General features: G+C 69.3%; 11 protein-coding genes and 4 pseudogenes. 10 read left to right on the top strand and 5 right to left on the bottom strand.

Features of this window, described 5'->3' with window-relative positions:
* Window positions 1-79: 79 nt before the first annotated feature.
* A pseudogene (locus ACWD10_RS07915) lies at window positions 80-400 on the bottom strand (hypothetical protein); the annotation flags it as partial.
* 349 nt (window positions 401-749) lie between these two features.
* A complete protein-coding gene (locus tag ACWD10_RS07920; protein WP_451088162.1) occupies window positions 750-2,492 on the bottom strand; it encodes a PP2C family protein-serine/threonine phosphatase in 1,743 nt (580 codons plus the stop codon).
* Between the two features lie 498 nt (window positions 2,493-2,990).
* On the opposite strand from ACWD10_RS07920, the gene ACWD10_RS07925 reads away from it, so the two are divergent.
* A complete protein-coding gene (locus tag ACWD10_RS07925; protein ID WP_451088164.1) occupies window positions 2,991-3,857 on the top strand; it encodes an alpha/beta fold hydrolase in 867 nt (288 codons plus the stop codon).
* A gap of 514 nt (window positions 3,858-4,371) precedes the next feature.
* Here the strand turns inward: ACWD10_RS07925 and ACWD10_RS07930 are convergent.
* Window positions 4,372-5,376, bottom strand: coding sequence for a metallophosphoesterase family protein (locus ACWD10_RS07930; protein ID WP_451088166.1), 1,005 nt, complete (start codon window positions 5,374-5,376; stop codon window positions 4,372-4,374).
* Between the two features lie 524 nt (window positions 5,377-5,900).
* Between ACWD10_RS07930 and ACWD10_RS07935 the strand changes: the two genes are divergently transcribed.
* The 6 genes and pseudogenes from ACWD10_RS07935 to ACWD10_RS07960 all read left to right on the top strand — a co-directional run.
* Window positions 5,901-6,104, top strand: coding sequence for a cold-shock protein (locus ACWD10_RS07935; protein ID WP_451088168.1), 204 nt, complete (start codon window positions 5,901-5,903; stop codon window positions 6,102-6,104).
* 227 nt (window positions 6,105-6,331) lie between these two features.
* The gene (locus ACWD10_RS07940; RefSeq protein ID WP_451088170.1) at window positions 6,332-6,655 is read left to right on the top strand and encodes a DUF7677 family protein; all 324 of its coding nucleotides are present in this window, start codon (window positions 6,332-6,334) and stop codon (window positions 6,653-6,655) included.
* Between the two features lie 198 nt (window positions 6,656-6,853).
* Window positions 6,854-7,713, top strand: a protein-coding gene (locus tag ACWD10_RS07945) for an IS5 family transposase (RefSeq protein ID WP_451088353.1) whose coding sequence is annotated in 2 segments (ribosomal slippage) — window positions 6,854-7,208 and window positions 7,208-7,713 — 861 coding nt in all. Because the reading frame shifts where the segments join, the coding sequence is not laid out codon by codon here.
* 88 nt (window positions 7,714-7,801) lie between these two features.
* Window positions 7,802-8,185: a hypothetical protein gene (locus tag ACWD10_RS07950; protein WP_451088172.1), complete on the top strand. Its 384-nt coding sequence runs from the start codon at window positions 7,802-7,804 to the stop codon at window positions 8,183-8,185.
* Window positions 8,186-8,683: 498 nt separating this feature from the next.
* Window positions 8,684-9,661: a hypothetical protein gene (locus ACWD10_RS07955; RefSeq protein ID WP_451088174.1), complete on the top strand. Its 978-nt coding sequence runs from the start codon at window positions 8,684-8,686 to the stop codon at window positions 9,659-9,661.
* A gap of 286 nt (window positions 9,662-9,947) precedes the next feature.
* Window positions 9,948-10,136: pseudogene (locus tag ACWD10_RS07960) on the top strand (IS5/IS1182 family transposase); the annotation flags it as partial.
* Between the two features lie 13 nt (window positions 10,137-10,149).
* On the opposite strand, the gene ACWD10_RS07965 reads toward ACWD10_RS07960, so the two are convergent.
* Complete coding sequence (locus ACWD10_RS07965) at window positions 10,150-10,500, bottom strand: hypothetical protein (RefSeq protein ID WP_451088176.1); 351 nt, start codon at window positions 10,498-10,500, stop codon at window positions 10,150-10,152.
* 150 nt (window positions 10,501-10,650) lie between these two features.
* On the opposite strand from ACWD10_RS07965, the pseudogene ACWD10_RS07970 reads away from it, so the two are divergent.
* Both ACWD10_RS07970 and ACWD10_RS07975 read left to right on the top strand, forming a co-directional pair.
* Window positions 10,651-10,973: pseudogene (locus ACWD10_RS07970) on the top strand (transposase family protein); the annotation flags it as partial.
* A 22-nt stretch (window positions 10,974-10,995) separates the two neighbouring features.
* Window positions 10,996-11,219, top strand: a pseudogene (locus ACWD10_RS07975) (class I SAM-dependent methyltransferase); the annotation flags it as partial.
* A 374-nt stretch (window positions 11,220-11,593) separates the two neighbouring features.
* Here ACWD10_RS07975 and ACWD10_RS07980 read toward each other — a convergent pair.
* Window positions 11,594-15,889 carry an HAD-IC family P-type ATPase gene (locus tag ACWD10_RS07980; RefSeq protein WP_451088178.1) on the bottom strand — a complete coding sequence of 1,432 codons (4,296 nt, stop codon included), beginning with the start codon at window positions 15,887-15,889 and terminating at the stop codon, window positions 11,594-11,596.
* Between the two features lie 460 nt (window positions 15,890-16,349).
* On the opposite strand from ACWD10_RS07980, the gene ACWD10_RS07985 reads away from it, so the two are divergent.
* Complete coding sequence (locus ACWD10_RS07985) at window positions 16,350-16,736, top strand: hypothetical protein (RefSeq protein ID WP_451088180.1); 387 nt, start codon at window positions 16,350-16,352, stop codon at window positions 16,734-16,736.
* Window positions 16,737-16,898: the final 162 nt, after the last annotated feature.

Consider the following 16,898-nt stretch of genomic DNA (forward strand, 5'->3'; position numbering starts at 1 on the left):
CTCCCGGCGGAGCAGCACCTCAGCCCTCGCAGGCTGCCGAGGAGTGGCACCCGATCGCAGCGGACTGGTACGCCTCCCTGGAGTGCTGGGAGGTCTGGCGGGAATTGGGGACGGAGCGCAGTAGCCATGGCGAGGGTTGCGACGATGAGAAGGACTGGCAGCACGAACAGCCGGCGTCGCCAGTCCGCCACGTCGACCAGGGCGGCGGAGAGGAACATGCCCAGGATGCCGCCACCGCCACCGCCACCGCCACCGCCACCGCCACCGCCACCGCCACCGCCACCGCCACCGTCAGCGACGCCGGTCCACACGCCAATTGCCGGGCGGGCGTTCCTCCTCAGGAAAGTGGGGGTGATGACGCGAGGGTGATCAGCATGATCATCGCCGTGCCAATGCCGCTGTCCGCGTCCTCGCCTCCCCGAAGTGCAGGAACCACCAAGTCGCCTGCTCTGAAAGGCGCTTCTCAGACACCCTCTGTCCAGTCCTGGCGATCGTGGTCCCTGGGCCCAGCGTACTGTTCGTGATCGGGCGGGCGTTGGCGCAAGGGCGCGTCATCGCAGTGGTTTCCGACGGCGTGTGGGGCTGGTCGCGGCGGCCGCACGGGGCGGATTGCCCGTTTGCCTCAGGGCTGTCTGTGGTCGGTGGAGTCGGCGGGCTCACGATGGTCGGCCTCGGTGTCACCGTCGCCGCGACGGGCCGTAAGGACCGACTTCACACAGGCCGGGGCGGAGCCAGGGAACGATCTCCGCTCATGTGATTCGTCGGGCAGGTGCCCTGGTTTCCCGGCGGTGGCGGAGTCTGGCGGCCAGGACGGCGACGTCGTCCTCCGCCTGGTCGGCGCCGCAGTGTTGGAGTACCGCATCGAGGAATTCGTCCAAGTCGGTCGACGACGCCAGCCGGAGCCCCGCGAGCCGGCCAAGGGATGCGTCGATGTCCTCGTCACGCCGTTCCACGAGGCCATCGGTGTAGAGGAGCCACACCTTGTCGGGGCCGATGTCGCGGGAGGTGAGCTCGTATCCGCCGAAGCCTGTGCCTAGGGGTGGCCCGGTGGGCACGTCGACGATGTGGGCCGTGCCGTCCGCGTCAAACACGACAGGGGGAAGGTGGCCGGCGCTGGACAGGGAGCAGATGCTGCGTCCCGGGTCGATGAGGGCGAGAAGGCAGGTTGCGGGGCGGCTTGTTGCTGAGTCCGAGATGGCCCTGTCGAGTTGGCGCAGGACGCGGTGGGGTGGAAGGTCGGTCGCCGAGAAGTAGCGCAGCATCGAGCGGTAGTTGCTCATGTCGACCGCGGCCTCGACTCCATGGCCCATGACGTCGCCCATGACCAGGAGAGTGCGGCCGTAGTGGAGGCGTACGACCTCGTACCAGTCGCCGCCGACCACCGCGCTGGTGCCTGACGGCAGGTAGCGCGTGGCCAGGTTGATGTTGGGGTGTGGGCTGCCGGGTTCCGCGAGCAGGGCCCGCTGCAGTGTGACGGCGATGCCTTCCGTGGCGGTGAAACGGTGGGCCTTGTCGATGTCGACGGCGGCTCGGCTCGCAAGGTCCCGCATCAGCACCACGTCGTGATCATTGAAGCCTTCGGCGCTGTACGCCCGCGCCAGAGAGATGACACCGATGAGGCAGTCGCGGGCGACCAGGGGCACGGCCAGGATTGAATGCGTCGGCCAGCCGGGCTGCGGCGCGTGCTCCGCGAGGCCTGCATCGGGTATGTGGTTCTGGACGACGGGATACCCCACCGTTGTGCACCGGAAGACCGGTGATTCCGGCGGGAACTTCACCACACCACTGGTGCGGTAGAAGTCGGACGTGTTGAGCAGGGCCGGTCTGCCGGCAGCCGCGACGCGGCGCAGCCTGAGCGGCGCCTGCGGGCGCGGTTCCCCGCCTGCCACCGCTTCGGATGGCAGCAGGTCCACGGCCGCGAAGTCGGCCAGGCGGGGAAAGAGGAACTGCGCCAGTTCCGCGCAGGTGGCGTCCGCGTCGAGGGTGGTGCCGATCCGGGTGGCTGCCTGGTTGAGCAGGCGCAGCCGGGCACGAGCCCGTACGAGCTCGCCTTGCGGGTGCTGTTCGGGAGGCGCCTCGCGCAGGACGCATACGACGCCCATGGTCGCACCGTCGCTTTCGAGGCGATGGTAGGCGCCGCGCCATGAGCGTTGCTCGGGCGAGAGCGCCGAGGTAGCACTGCCGGTGACGGTCAGCTCACGGGATCTGCCGTCGGTCAGCACCTGGAGTACGACGCCTTCGGAGGCGAGGACGGCCACGCTCTCGCTGCTCATGGCCCTGCCCAGAAGGTCGGCAGCGGGCACGCCGGCGATCTCGGAGTAGGCGGCGTTCACGTACAGATAGCGAAGCGGAGGGGCGATGATCGCGATCGCGGCAGGCGAGTTGTCGAGGACACGGCGCACGGCAGCGCCGCCGGATCCCGATGCGAGGGCCGTGGCCGCGGCGTCGATCAAGTCGGCTTCGTCGTGCTCTTCGAAGACCTCGGAGCCCACGCCCGCCTCCTCCGCGGCCCCGGCCTCGGATGGCGTACCCGTCAACACTCAGCTCAGCCGAAGCTGAGATCCGCTACGACCATTAGACATCGGCTCCTCATGGCATGCATGGCAGCAGATAGTGAGAGGCGGGAACCCTCGGTCACACGACCTCCTGCAGCGCGGGAACCGGCAAGGAGTTCGCGGCTGCGGACAACCGCGTGTATGTGCCGCTGGCTGGCCGCCGCTGGCTGATACTCGCCCACCTGAACGCCCTGCCCGGGCCCCGCGCCAGCGGCCCGCCGCCGGCCCCCGCCGCGGCGCTCATGCTGTGCCGACTCCCGGGCCGCTTCCCACTTCGGAGCGAGTTCTTCGAGCAACTCGCCGAAGTGTGCGCGAGGGACGCCGGACAGGGCAGGGTGGGAACAGGCCGCACGGGCCCAGGCTTGCGTCACAACTTGCCCAACCCGTGCGGCCCTTCTCACGTCACGGCCCGGGACGAGGCGCGATACTCGACCAGTGGACTCGATCTACCGCAGTACGACGGGCAGGGAGCTCATCCGACGCTGGTGCCTCGACCAGCTCGCCGCGTGGCCGGTGCCGCACGAACGGAAGACGGTGACCGCCAAGGGCGCACAGAGCCACGTGGTCCTCGCCGGCTTCGGCGCGACGACGGTCGTGTTCGTCCCGGGCACCAACTTCAACGCCGCCGCGTCCCTGCCGCTGGCCACGGCCCTGGTCGCCACCGGCTACCGGGTCCTGCTGGTGGATGTCCCCGGCCAGCCCGGTCTCAGCTCCGGCGAACGCGGTCTGGCCGGCGGCCGGTTGTCCTGGTACGGGGCATGGCTGAGCGAGGTGATCGAGAAGATCACGTCCGAGCCGGTAGCGGTGATGGGCCACTCCTTCGGTGCCGCCATCGCCCTGTCCAGCGACTCTCCCCGGATCGACCAGCTCGTCCTGGCTTCCCCCGCCGGACTGACCAGGCTGAGGTTGACCCCCACGGTGCTGGCCGTCTCGGCCGCCTGGTTCCTGCGGCCCGCACCGACGCACAGCGCCCGGCTCCTGCGCGCCATGCTCGCGCCTGGCCATTCACCCCGCGAGGAACTGGTCAACTGGATGACACTGGTCGCCCGGCACTCGCGCTCCAGCGGGGCGCCCGGCGCTGCCACCCTGCCCACGCGGTCAGTTCCCCGCCTGGTCGTCACCGGGGAGCACGATGTCTTCCTCCCTCCGCGGCGGCTCGGCCCGGCAGTGCGCGCCACACTCGGCGCCGAGCTCGGTGTGGTCTCCGAGGCCGGACACCTCGTGGTCGAAGAGCGACCCGAATACCTGTCCACCTTGCTGGAGAGTCCGGGCCAGCCCGCCTCCGATGCCCCCATGGGGTAGCCGACCTCCGAGTGCCGTGTCCGCCGACCATCCAGGACCCGGGGCCACACAGCGGGGCACTCCTATCGCTCCCCAAGCCGTTGGCCACCAGGTCTCTGCCCTGTGCGGGATGCTGCCGTGCGGGCGCCCAAACCGCCTCCCGCCCTGCCGGAGCCGCGCCGAGGTCCCCTGTCCCCGGCCCGCCTACCGTGGCGCTCATGCGCAGCGACGACCGGCTGCCCTCCGGCCGGGCTGTGCGCCTGATCTTCGCGTGCGCCTACCTGGCCAGCTCCGAACGGCGCCGCGAGATCCACGGCGGCCTCCAGGTTGTGGAGAACTGTTCTGGCCGAACATCAACCCCTACGGCACCTTCCGACTCGACACGGAAGCGTCTCGAACTCCCCCTGTCCGCCACCGTGCCGGGTCCTCGCCACACGGCCGATGGTGCAGTCCGCAGGTCGGGCTCGGCATTATGACGACATGACCGAGACGCGGGGGCTGCTGCCAAGTTGGTGTAACCCTCGCCCCTGGCGGTTCAGTTGGGCAGCTCATCCAGTACCAGCCCCAATGCGGCCGCCAGGTCGATCGTTCGGCGCGGTGTTGGGCACTGCCTGGCCAGGCTGGTCTGGTCGAGGCGGCCGTTACGGGCCTGGAAGAGAACCTTCGCAGCAGGATGCTGGCGTAGCCCGTCCAAGGTGAGCTCGTCGGCGACTCGATGCGCTGTGGCGACCAGGATGGGGAATGCCGACTGCAGATCCGCGGCCCACTCTTGGAGCGCCTCCAACCACCGGTGTGTGTCGGTGTCAGGTGCTGAGGAGAACCGCTCTATCGCCTGAGCCAGTTCCATCCAGGTGGAGTCATGCCAAGGCTTGGACTTCAGGACGGGCAACTGCCACTGGCGCTTGGTGGTCGACCAGTGGTCCGCATGCGCATCTACCGAGTGGACCGTGAATCCTGGGAGACACAGTGCCGTTAGGTTCCAGCCGTGGCAGGCACCGGTGTCGAGGCCGAAGATCCTGCCGTCGAGGATCATCGGTTCCCGGCCGGTTACGTGATGGCCGAACACCACCGGCTTGGCATCGGTGTAGTGGTCGTACCAGTGGCTGTCCGGGAACAGCGTCGTGAGCTCTCGTTCGCCTCTCGTCGAGCCGCAGAGGATTTCCTCCCTCTGGTCGGCCAGCGGAATTCCGGACAGCATCGCGGCGTGGACAACACGGACATGCTCATTCTCAAAGTAGTACGGCAGCGTCCGCATCCAGTCGACCGTTTCGGCGTACTGGTCGCCAAGCTGCAAGCGCGTGATCTCTTGTGCATAGGAGAAAATCCCGCGCACGTGCTTCCGCTCGTGGTTGCCCATGACCACGACCGAGTTGGGGCGCTCGCGAAAGAGCCCCACGACATCACCGGGTGCTGGACCCCGGTCGACCAGATCGCCGACGCTGACCAGCAGGTCGCCCGGTTGGATGTCGACTTCCTCCAGCAGCTTGAGCAGCTCGTCGAAGCAGCCGTGGACGTCGCCGATGATGATGGTGCGCCGCATGCGGGCGATCCTAGGGAGGTATCAGTCTGGCGTACGAAGGATTTTGTGCGATGGGATGAAGTTACTCGGGCATTTCGCTGTCGCACTACGAGTACTACAGCTCCCGCCGGGAGCAGACGTACGAGGGAAAGCGCTACGTCGTCGTGCTCCAGCAGAAACCGGCTGACGGGACAGAGCCTCCCCGGTGCGCCCAAGAACCCGCACAGCCCTCTGACAGCACCCCGCAGGCGACGCGATGGACTGCCGACACCTGCAGGCCCCGGAACTGAACCTCAAGGGCACGCGCACCCACGGCACCGTCGACCTGCGCCACGGCCGTCTCGGCATACTGCACATCCCGACCAGACATCTCGGGCACCGTTTCCACCTCGACGGGCTGGCCACCGTCTACCAGGCCCTCGGCCCCGACGATGACGCCGGGCGCGAAGCTTGCCTCCCAGGTTGCTGGAGCAGCCGCGTCGTGAACCGGCCGGGGATCTCGCACCGTGCGAGTCCCCTAAACCAGCCCCTGTAAGGAGCGGTAAATGACTCAGGGAACCGTCAAGTGGTTCAACGCCGAGAAGGGCTTTGGCTTCATCGCCCAGGAAGGCGGCGGCCCGGACGTCTTCGTGCACTACTCGGAGATCGACAGCTCGGGCTTCCGTAGCCTCGACGAGAACCAGCACGTGGAGTTCGACGTCGTGCAGGGTCCCAAGGGCCCGCAGGCCTCGCGCGTCCGCGCGCTGTAAGCACCCAGGCAGGCTGAGCCTGCTGTGGCTTACCTGACAGAAGAGGGCCAGTACCGGTGAAGGTGCTGGCCCTCTTTCTGTCACACTCAGCGGCTCAACACGCTGCCCGGGCGGCTACTTTGGGTGGCTGCTGGGGCGGTGCTCGCGGATCGGTCGCCAGCCACGCGGCTTCGTTGCGAGGGTTCGGCCGACCCTCGAAATGATCTTGTCGAGGGAGCGTGGGGATCATGCATGATGGGGAGGTGGGGCATCTTTCTGTAGACGTGCGTACGTCACTCCGGTTCTTCGCCTTCTATCTGGCGAACGGCACCATCGACGTGGATCTGCTCGACGGTATTGACTATCGCCCGGCGCTCTTCCAGTTCGGTTCGCCGTTGGAGCAGGTCTTCGCGATCTACGGCAATGTGCTGCAAGTCGACGCAAATGGCCAGGTGTTGAACGACGGCGATGCCCAGTACCGTGCCGCACAGTGGATTCGCGCCTACTGCGACCCCAGCTACCGGGTCGAGCCGCCGTTCCAGGCCTGGGAGATCGAACTTCACGGTCCTTGATCAGTCCGTACCCGCCTGCCCCTGCGGCGTGATCCTCCCCAACGCCTCCCTACTGGACCGGCTGCCGGTGCAGCCCACATCCGAACGCGCCGCGCCGCGACCCGCATCTTGGCTCAGTGCCCTCGGTGGGGCCCTGTCGCTCTCGGTGGTTGTCGCCGTCGTCGTGGCCAACTAGGCCGTTGCCTCTCGGATCATCTGATCGTTGGTTCGGGTGTGGCCTTAACTGACGTGCAGTGGGCGCGGATCGAGCCGTTGTTGCCTGACCGGACGCTGAAACGGGGTGGGCGGTGGCGGGATCACCGGCAGGTGATTGACGCGATCGCGTGGAAGTACCGCACGGGCTCGCCCTGGGCGGATCTTCCTGAGGAGTTCGGCTCGTGGAGGGGCGCCTACACGAGGCTGCGGGACCGGGCCATGGACGGCACCTGGCAGCGGGTGTTCACCGCACTGCTGGCCCAGGCCGACGCGGACGGGGACCTGGACTGGGTCGTCGCGGTGGACTCCACCATCGTCCGCGCCCACCAGCACGCCGCCGGGGCCCGCAAAAAGGGGCCGCGGCCGGCGAGCCGCACGACCATGCCCTCGGCCGGTCCCGCGGCGGACTGAGCACGAAGATCCACTTGGCGGCCGACAGCCGCTGCCGCCCGTTGTGCTTCGTGCTCACACCCGGGCAGGCAGGCGACGCGCCCGCCTTCGAGCAGGTCATGGCGGCACTGCGAGTGCCGCGGCAACGCGGCCGGTCGAGGGTTCGCCCAGCGGCCGTGCTGGCGGACAAGGCGCACTCCTCCCGCGCCATCCGCCAGCACCTTCGCCGTCGTGGGGTCCGCACGGTGATCCCGCAACCCGCCGACCAGATCGCCATACGCAAACGCCGAGGCCAACAGGGCGGCAGGCCACCAGGGTTCGACCGCGACACCTACAAACAACGCAACACCGTCGAGCGATGCATCAACCGGGTCAAGCAGTGGCGCGGCATCGCCACCCGCTTCGACAAGACCGCCACCATCTACCAGGCCGGACTTCTCATCGCAGGCATCTTCCTCTGGGCCGCACGGTGATCCGAGAGAAACGCCCTAGTTGGCCTTACGTTCCGGGGACGGGTGGAGTGCCTGAGTTGCCCGCCGGACCGGCGGGCACACTACGCACATGCAGATCCCCGCCGAAGCTGTTGCCGCCACCGTGCTGATCGAGGTCGTAAGGATCTCCGCCCTCCCGACCAAGCGGGGCGTCCCATACCCCGGCACGACGGTCGCCCACTGGGCCGGTAGCGAGGCTGCCGACGCCCTGACCTTGATCGAGAGCCTGCCCGGCAGCGAACAGCACCGCTGCGGCTTCTCGCCAGGCTGGAGCGTCCGAGCATACGAGCACTCTCTCGACCTGGCGCTGTTCGAGGCGGCGTTCTGCTTCAGGTGTCACGAGGTCCGCATGCACGGAACGGCCGTGCCGCCCACGCTGGCCACGCAGTTCTTCGACGCGGACACCCCGCCGGGCCAGGCACTCCTGGCCCTCTTCCGCTCGACGTCCCCATAGCTGGCTGACCGCATGAGCGGGCTTGTGCAGCCCTTGGGCCGTTAACTTCTCAAGCATCACCGCAGTTCAGAGGCTTCCGAACTTAGCGCTCCAGTTGGTCAGACGGGCCAACTGCCGCACTCAGTGTGTGACACGAGGTCGCACCAGGTAAGTATGGACAGACTGCGCGGGCACATGGACCCAGAACTTCCGTGACGTACCCGGGTAGATCGCGCTGTCGTTCCAGTCAAACTCGATCGTCTCTCCGACGGGCACGTCCGTCTGTAGAGCCGAGTCGGGGCCGTGCGCTACGCCCTGTCGTGTGACTGAGCGCTACACCTGGCCGCTGAGCGCGATAATTGGCCGGTCAGAGCATCGCATTTGACCTGCACATGCCTCGCTCGACAAACGGGCTCGGAAGCGGGGTTGGTCCGTCCCGTTGGAAGCAGTCGTCATGGGCCGGATCGTGCATACCGGCCCATCTGTCGGTCGGCCTGAGCTGGGCGTTAGCATCGGCGGGTGATTCCTGCGCAGCCTCCGAAGGTCATCACGCGCCACCGTGACGCGTGGATCCATGCCTACGTCATGGACTCCGGCGCCTTCGGGACGCTGCAGCCCGCCGCGGTGTTCCAGCCTCGGGCCGGCGACGAGGTGGTGGCTTCGGTGGTCCGGCCCGATCTGAAGCGAGTCGTGTATACGACACTGAACGGGGTCGTCTGCCTCACGCACGCCGGTGACCTGGTGTGGGCGTCGGCCTTCGAGCCGCACTCTGACGTGCGCCATGGCCACCGGCCTGGCTGTGCGCTTTCTCTAGACGGCCGGACTGTGTGGGTCTACCGCCCGGACGCGATGGCGGAACGCGGGAACGGAGATCAGTGCGTCGTGTACGACGCCGATAACGGGGTGGTTCTCGCCCGCCGGGAACTGGAGACGGTCGGGCACGGCGCCGGTCATCACGTGCACCCCGTCGACGGCAGCATCTACCTCGACATCGGTGAAGGCCAGGACGGCTCCGTCATTCTCCGGGGCACGGCCGGGGCCGGCGGCGAGCCGGAGTTCGTGACGTACCCATGGTGGGACCGCTGCCTGATCGACCTGGCGCCGGACGGACAGCAGTTCATGACCGTCAACCACGGGCAGGCGGACGTCTCCTTCCACCGCCACCCAAACGGGGACGTGCTCTTCACTCTCCCCGTCGAGGCCTTCGGGTACGACCCGGAGGAGACCTTCGTGGAATGGAGCGGCGGCTACCTGACCCCGGACACGGCCGTCGTCACCTTGGGCGGTGAGAACCAGGACGAGGAGGAGTGGTTCCGCTATCACCTGATCGACGTGCGCACGGGCACAGTCAGCGGCGAGATCGCCGTCGAGGTGACCAGCCCGTACGAACTAGAGCCCCTGGGCGACGGCTCCTGGCTCACCAACGGCCCTAACGGCAACCCCGTCCGCTGGTCCCACGCTCAGCTGCCCTCCGCGCCGCCCTACCCGGCAGGTTGACGGGCGGTCACCGGCCCGGGACCGGGTAAGGCCAACACGATCCAGCGATGGAATCGGGGTTCCTATGGCGGCCTCCGCGAGTTCTTTGGGCTCTGATGCCATTCCCGAGGGGCGCTCCCTCCCGTAGTGCGGAAGTGAGCGTTCCGTTGGCCAGACGGGCCAACCATCGTGCTCAGTCACACGTCGGCGTACAGAAGTTCACCGGGAATCTCCATGATTCTGCGCGGGACCTTTACTCGGTTGAAGCCACGTTTCAGCAGGTCACAGCATTCCGTCGGCTACCCAGCGCAAGGGCCGCGGCGGTGCGCGCCCGCCCGGATTCGACCGCGAGGCTTACAAGCAACGCAACACCGTCGAACGCTGCATCAATCGCCTGAAACAATGGCGCGGCCTGGCCACCCGCTACCAGAAGACAGCCACGGTCTACCGCGCCGGCCTCCTCATCGCGGGCATCTTCCTCTGGTCCGCCCGCTGATAGAACATCCAGCTCACGGCCGAAGACATTCTCCCTGCGGATCGAAGCAGATGAGCCCGTGTTCGCGAGCCAGCGCAGCGGCGTACTCGGACACCTCCTCAGCCTTGCCATAGGACATAAGCAGGTACACGATCGGGCCCGATGCCTCCTCGATGACCGGCGGCGACGCCCATACGACACTGCGGTCGATATCGTCCGGGTATCGCGCGACGAGGGCTTCCACGTAGGCCACGATGCGCGGCACTGGAGGCATCACAACCCCGTCCGACTCCAAGTAGCGCTCGTAGAGCTCGTCGTAGGTCGAGCCCGCTTGGTCGTCTTCGAGTGGACGGTCGCCGTCCCACACCGCAAGGTCATAGGTCACCAGCGCATCGTCGCAGGCAGCAGTTCCGCCGGCGCCAGCAGGCCCTGAGATCGAACCTCCACCAAGTGATCCGAAAGAGAGCTCCTAGCCCTGGCAGCCGTCAATCCGAGCGTCTGAGTATCCGGCAGAGACGTCAACTCCCTTGAGAGCATGGCTCTTTCGGGCCTCTCAGCACTGGTCCTTGAGGATCTGGTGGACGAGGGGGGAGGCGATTCGTCTGTCAGCACGAACGCGACCGAAGCCTGTGCCGTGCCCGGTGTGCGGGGTGCCGACCGCGAGGGTGCACGGTTCCACGGACGTACAGTGGCGGATATGCCGGTGGAAGGCCGACGTGTGGTGGTGTCGGTGCGAGTACGGCGCCTGCTGTGTCCGGTGCTTGCCTGCCCGCGGCAGACCTTCCGCGAGCAGATTCCCGGACTGCTGGAGCGCGCCACCAGCGCCGCACGTCCCGGCTGGCCGACCAACTCGGCGCCTGACGAAACGCGCCGTGTCCACTTGAGCCGGATCTTCGACGAGGACGCGGAGCTGTGCGACCGGGCCAGGCCCGGGTATCCGCCAGAATTGTTCGACGACCTCGCCGAGGTGGCCGGCATCGGCCCCGGCTGTCGGTCCTTGAGGTAGGAGCGGGCACCGGCAAGGCGACCTTGCCGCTCGCCGAGCGCGGTTGCCGTATCACCGCCGTCGAGCTGGGCGCGGACATGGCACGCTGCCCGAGCCGACCCCCGACCACCGCCCCACCTTCCTCGTCCGCAACTGGGACCGCCCCCGCGTTCCGACGGCGAGGTGCTGGACAGCGGCGACAGCACGGTACGGAACGCCAGTGGAGAAGCTCGCCACAACGGCTCGATCTGCGCCTCAGGCGGTGGCCGCCGCCGGGCGTCCACCCCGGGTGTAGGCATTCCATAGCTGGGTGAGCAGACGCATGGCAAGAGCCTCGAGCACGGAGACGGCGACTTTGGTGAGGAGGGAAGTGAAGAGGTGTGGCACGAGAGGCGCCTTTCTTGCGGGTCTGACCGGACTCCTCCTTTGTGTGGGATTCGCCTTTCCGGTGGGCCGACCGAAAGTGACGTCCGGGTGAACTGTCCTTGGCTCGTCAGGGTAGGGCGGTGCGCGCGTGAGCGGTGAGGTGCTGCCAGGCGGCAGGGAGCAGGACAGATCCCGCCGCTGCCGTCAGGGCGATCGTCCAGCCCCCGGGACCGAGCGGCCGGCTGCCGAAGAAGTGGCTGAGGCCGGGGACGGCGACGATGAGGCCGAGGGTCGCGAGGGATCCCGCGACGGCGACGGCGACCATCGGATCACGGCCCGCGTCGGAAAGGGTCTGCAGGAGCTGGGAGGCGACGAGAGCCACGAGGGAGACGGTGTCGGCCCGGGCCCGGGTGCCGGTCGCCCGGGCGACGATCCACGCGCTGCCCGCCGCGGACGCGGTGAGCACGGCGCGCAGACGGATGTGCTGTGTGAGGGCTCTGCCCAGCGAGGCCTCGGGCCCTTCCGCGAGCAGCTTGCCGGCTCTGCCTGCCGGGGGACGGGCGGCGATGGCCATGGCCGGCAGCATGTCCGTGAGCAGATTGACGAGGAGCAACTGGCGTGCGTTCAGTGCGCTGCGTCCGGTGAGCAGGCTGGTGGCCAGGACGAAGGCGATCTCCCCGAGATTGCCGCCGAGGAGGATGCCCAGGGCCTTGCGGACCGAGGCCCACATGGCCCGGCCTTCCACGATGGCGTCGACGATGGTTTCGATGCGGTCGTCGGCGACCACCACATCGGCGGCGGCGCGGGCCGCGGGGGTCGCCCGGGAACCGATGGCGATGCCGACGTCGGACATCCGGATGGCGGGGGCGTCATTGGCACCGTCGCCGGTCACGGCGACGACCCGGTCGGCCGCGCGCAACGCGGTGACGATGCGCACCTTGTGGGCAGGGGTGACCCGGGCGAAGACCGCGACCTGCGACAGCCTCTCGGCGAGGGCGGCGTCGTCGAGGGCGTCGAGTTCGGGGCCGGTCATCATGCGCAGCTCTTCGTCCGGCTGCAGCTCTCCCGCGATCGCCGCGGCGGTGCTGGGATGGTCCCCGGTGAGCATGACGATGCGCACCCCGGCCGCGGCCAGTCGGCGGACGCTTTCGGCGGCCGTGGCCCGCACGGGGTCCGCCAGTCCGAGCAGGCCCAGCAGACACAGCCCCTCGACATCTGTGTCGCCGAGGGCCGGAGAGCGCTGCGCGACGTGCTCCGGCAGGGTGCGTTCGGCGACCACGAGCACCCGCAGGCCGCGCCGGGCGTGCCGGTCGATCTCGCGGTCGATCGCGTCCCGCAGGTCCGCGGTGAACGGCATGGTGCTGTCGTTCTGCCGGATGCGGTCGCAGCGGGCCAGGACTACTTCCGGTGCGCCTTTGACGACCAGGCGTGTCTGTTCAACGGCACGGCCGAGTACCGCGTGGTAGCCGCGCCCGGGTTCGAACGGGAGCTCTGCCAGCCGCTGCCAGCCGTCGGCTGTTTCCGGCACCACCAGGACCGGCAGGGCACCGGCCCGCTCGGCCCCGGCGGCGATGGCACGGTCCGTGGGGTGGGTGAGCGCCGAGGCCGGGCCGGCCGGAGCTGCGAGGGCGGCCGTGGCGACGACTCGGCGCAGCCGTGGTGTGAGCGCGTCGAGCGGGCGTCGGTCACGGCCGTCGGAAACCTGTTGGAGGCTGATTCTTCCCTCGGTGAGCGTGCCGGTCTTGTCGAAGCACAGCACGTCGGTGCGGCCGAGGGCCTCGATGGTGGTGGCGCTGCGCACCAGGGTGTTACGGGTGGACAGCCGGCGGGCGGCGGCCAGTTCTGCGACGGTGGCGACGAAGGGCAGCCCTTCGGGTACGGCGGCGACGCACAAGCTGACCGCGGAGCTGAGGGCTGCGCCCAGGGGCCGTCTTCGGGCGAATTCGGCGAGGAACAGGACGACGCCGGACGCGATGGAAAGGGGCAGGAACCAGCGGCCCAGGGCGTTCAGGCGGCGTTCCACGCCGCTCTGCGGCGGCCCGTCGGCCGGGACCGCCTCCGCGGCACTGCCCGCCTCGGTGGCGGTTCCCGTGGCGACGACCACCGCGAGTGCATTGCCGGCCGCGACCGTCGTGCCCTGGTAGAGCATGGAGCGGCGGTCCGCGACCGCCTGCGCCGCCGTCGGTGCGGGGGTCTTGGGGACGAGCTGGGACTCACCGGTGAGGCTGGACTCGTCGACCTCCAGGCCCGTCGCCTCGATCAGGCGGCAGTCGGCCGGGACCGCGTCACCAGCCCGCAGTTCGATGACATCACCCTTCACGAGGCGGTCGGCGGGTGTCTCGGTGGCACCGGGCCGACCCGCCCTGCGCAGCCGTGCCCGTGCCGAGGTCGCCTCGACGAGCCGGTCCGCGGCGCGGTCGGCACTCAGCCGCTGGGCGCCGCCGACGAGCGCGTCGACGCCGAGCACGCCGCCGATGAGCACGGCGTCCAGTACGGAGCCGAGCGCCGCCGAGATGCCGCCGCCGACCGCGAGGACGGGGGTGAGCGGGTTGGCCAGTTCCTCGGTGACCCTGCCGATCAGGGTGACGGCGCCGGTCTTCCGGTCGTGTCCGTCGACCTGGCGGCGCCGTGCGGCCTCGGCGTCGTCGAGTCCGCGGGACGAGGTGCCGAGCCGGGTCATGACCTGACGTGCCGTCATGGCGTGCCAGGGGGTGCGTTCGACGGCGGCGGGGGCCGGCCTGCTCCGCAGCCGCCATCCCGCCCAGAATCCGGCCGCGAGACCGGCGAGGGTCCCGCTGTCGGTCACCAGACGGGCGCGCGCCCAGGCGTCGCGCCGGGGGACCATCAGTGCCACCGTCGTGCCCACGAAGCCGCAGGCCACGTCCAGGCGGACACACAGCCGGCTCAGCTTGCGGGCCTCCCTGACCGCGGTCAGCAGCAGATGCACCACGTCGGGCGGGGCGGCGACATCGGCGTCCCACGGCACGCGACGGCGACCGCCGGCAAGGCCGATGCCGACATCGGCCTGGACCAGGGCCCTGCGGGCGCGGGTGGCGACCACGGCGACGCCACGGCCCTCCTGCTGGAGGGAGCGGACCAGCGCGACGGTGCGGGTGCCGCCGGTGGGAACGGCCTCGTCCAACCCGAGGCGGCGGTGCAGCCCGGCCTGGCCGCCCGCGAGCACCACCCGGCCGCACCCGCGCGCCGCCTGCACCAGCTGCTCGGCGAGCGGGTGCAGCTGTGGCACCAGGCCGGCGACGGCGACGGGCCGGTCCTCTCGGACGACCAGCAGGACCCTCATACCCTCCTCGGCCCATTCCGCGGCTGTGGCGGCCGCCTCCTCGGGCAGCGCCGCCTCAGCGTCGCGGCCGTCGGCAAGCGGGCGCAGTGCCCAGCCCGCGCGTTCCTGTGGCTGCGACGGGTCGGCGCTGTCGACCAGCTCGTGGATGGCCGCGTGGATCTCGTCGACGATCGGCACACCGCCGGGGTGGTCACCGGGCGGCGCGAGGGGCAGCACGGTGCCGACCGTCCAGGCACCGGTGGCCAGCACGCGGGCGTCGAGGACGACCGTGTCGATGCGGTCGAGGCGGCGCAGCGCCTCCGGTCTCAGTACCAGGGCTCCCCGCGAGGAGGCGGCCTGCCCCACCGCGGCGGCGAAGGACTCCAGGCCGTGCCAGGGGCCTCTCGGAATGCCTGCGATCATCCAGGCCAGAGCCCGGTCGTGACTGCGGGTGACGACCCCCGTGAGCCCGTAACCCACCAGCGCCGTGGGGACGGCCGCGTTGGCGTAACGTTCCGCAGGACCCGGCGGCAGCGGAACCGGCCGCTCCTGGACAGGCGCGGCATCGTGGCGGTATGCCCCCTCGCGGCCGCCAAGCCGCTGCTCCCAGTCCTGCCAGGCCAGGCGCCGGGCCTTGACCTCCGCGTACCGGGCAGCGGCCAGGAACCCCGCCACAACAGGGCCGAGCGGCCGGAACGTCAGCGTCGTGGTGATCAGATTCGCCGTCGCCCAGCCGGTCTCGGCAGCCGCTGCACCGACCCTTCGGGCGGCTGCGTCACGCAGCCGGGGAGTGCCCTCAGCGAGTTGGACGAGTGCTGGTACGACCGGTGGCAGACCGCGGATGCGGGCTACCCGGCCAAGGACCGCCACACCGAACGCCGCGACGCTCCCCCCGAGCTGTACCGCCGCACCGACCTGCGCTTCAGGACCACCGGGGAAACCGGCAGGGCGCGGAGTCCGGACCGCGCCGACGCCGGCCTCGCTCGTCCTTTCCCCGCGGGCCGCCTCCTCATCGGCGGCCTCGGCCGCTGTCTCAGCCTCGGCTTCCGCAACGATGCGGACGATGAGCTCCAGGTCGACCCCGGCAGGCTCGCAGCCCACGAACACGGAGCCGAGCGCCCCGTTCACCTCCGCCCGGCCCACCCCCGGCACCTCACGCAACCGAGCTTCCAGGTCGCGTGCGGCCTGGATCGTCCCAGGCCGTCCCAAGCTGTGGGCCTCGATATGCACCCCGCCCGGGACCTGCCACGTCCGACGCGTGTGTGGCGTCAGCATCCGCCCCAGCACCGAAAGCGCCGCGGGCACGGCGGGCACCACCCGTGCGGCAGTCCCGACAGTCCCGGAAAGGAATGAGCGGATCACACGGCCTCCACGATCGGCCACCAGTGGTGCGCGGCACCTCTTGGGGAACGACGCCCTCCCCAAGTATGTCCACGCCCCGAGTGCGCCGCCCTCCGGAAGCCCCGCAGCGGCCGCCTGCACGTGTGGCACGCCGGGGGGATCGTCACCCGGTGCCACCGGCACTCCATATCGCCCGGGCTCCGTACACGGCAGAATAGAGATTGAACTACTTCATCCTGTTCGGACGAATTGAGTGGTCGAGATGCCCACTGCAGCTGAGGCCAGGCGGAAGACCGCCGCGGCACAGGAGAAGCAAGACAAGAAGGTCGAGCAGGAGCAGGCCGGGCACGTTCTGCACATGCACACCGCCCATCCTGCGGTGCCCGTTCCGTATTTCACCCCACAAGATCTGAAGGCCACCGCGCAGGAGATGACCTCACGACTGCCCACGTTGCAGAGGAAGAACCTGTTGGAGAGGAAGGACCTGTTGTTCTACGGCGGTCTGGGGGCTCTCACCGTCGGCGGTGCTCTCGAATGGCCGATCGCGCTCGCCGTCGGTGGAGCCACCTGGGTCGTGCGCGACTGGGCACGGCGAGAAGCGGAAGAGCGTCTGAAGGAAGCGGCCGGCTCCGGCAAGACCAAGAAGTGAGCACGGGCCGACCACCGCGCCTGCGCGATCGTCACGCTCAGGGCTGACATGACATCAGCCCGGTTTGCATGGCGCGGGCGTGGCCTTCCCGGTACGGGTCGCGCAGGCGGCGCTTGCAGGGCTTGCCGTTGGGGTCGCGGGGCATGGTGTTGACGAAGTCGA

The organism is Streptomyces sp. NPDC002851 (genome assembly GCF_053591935.1).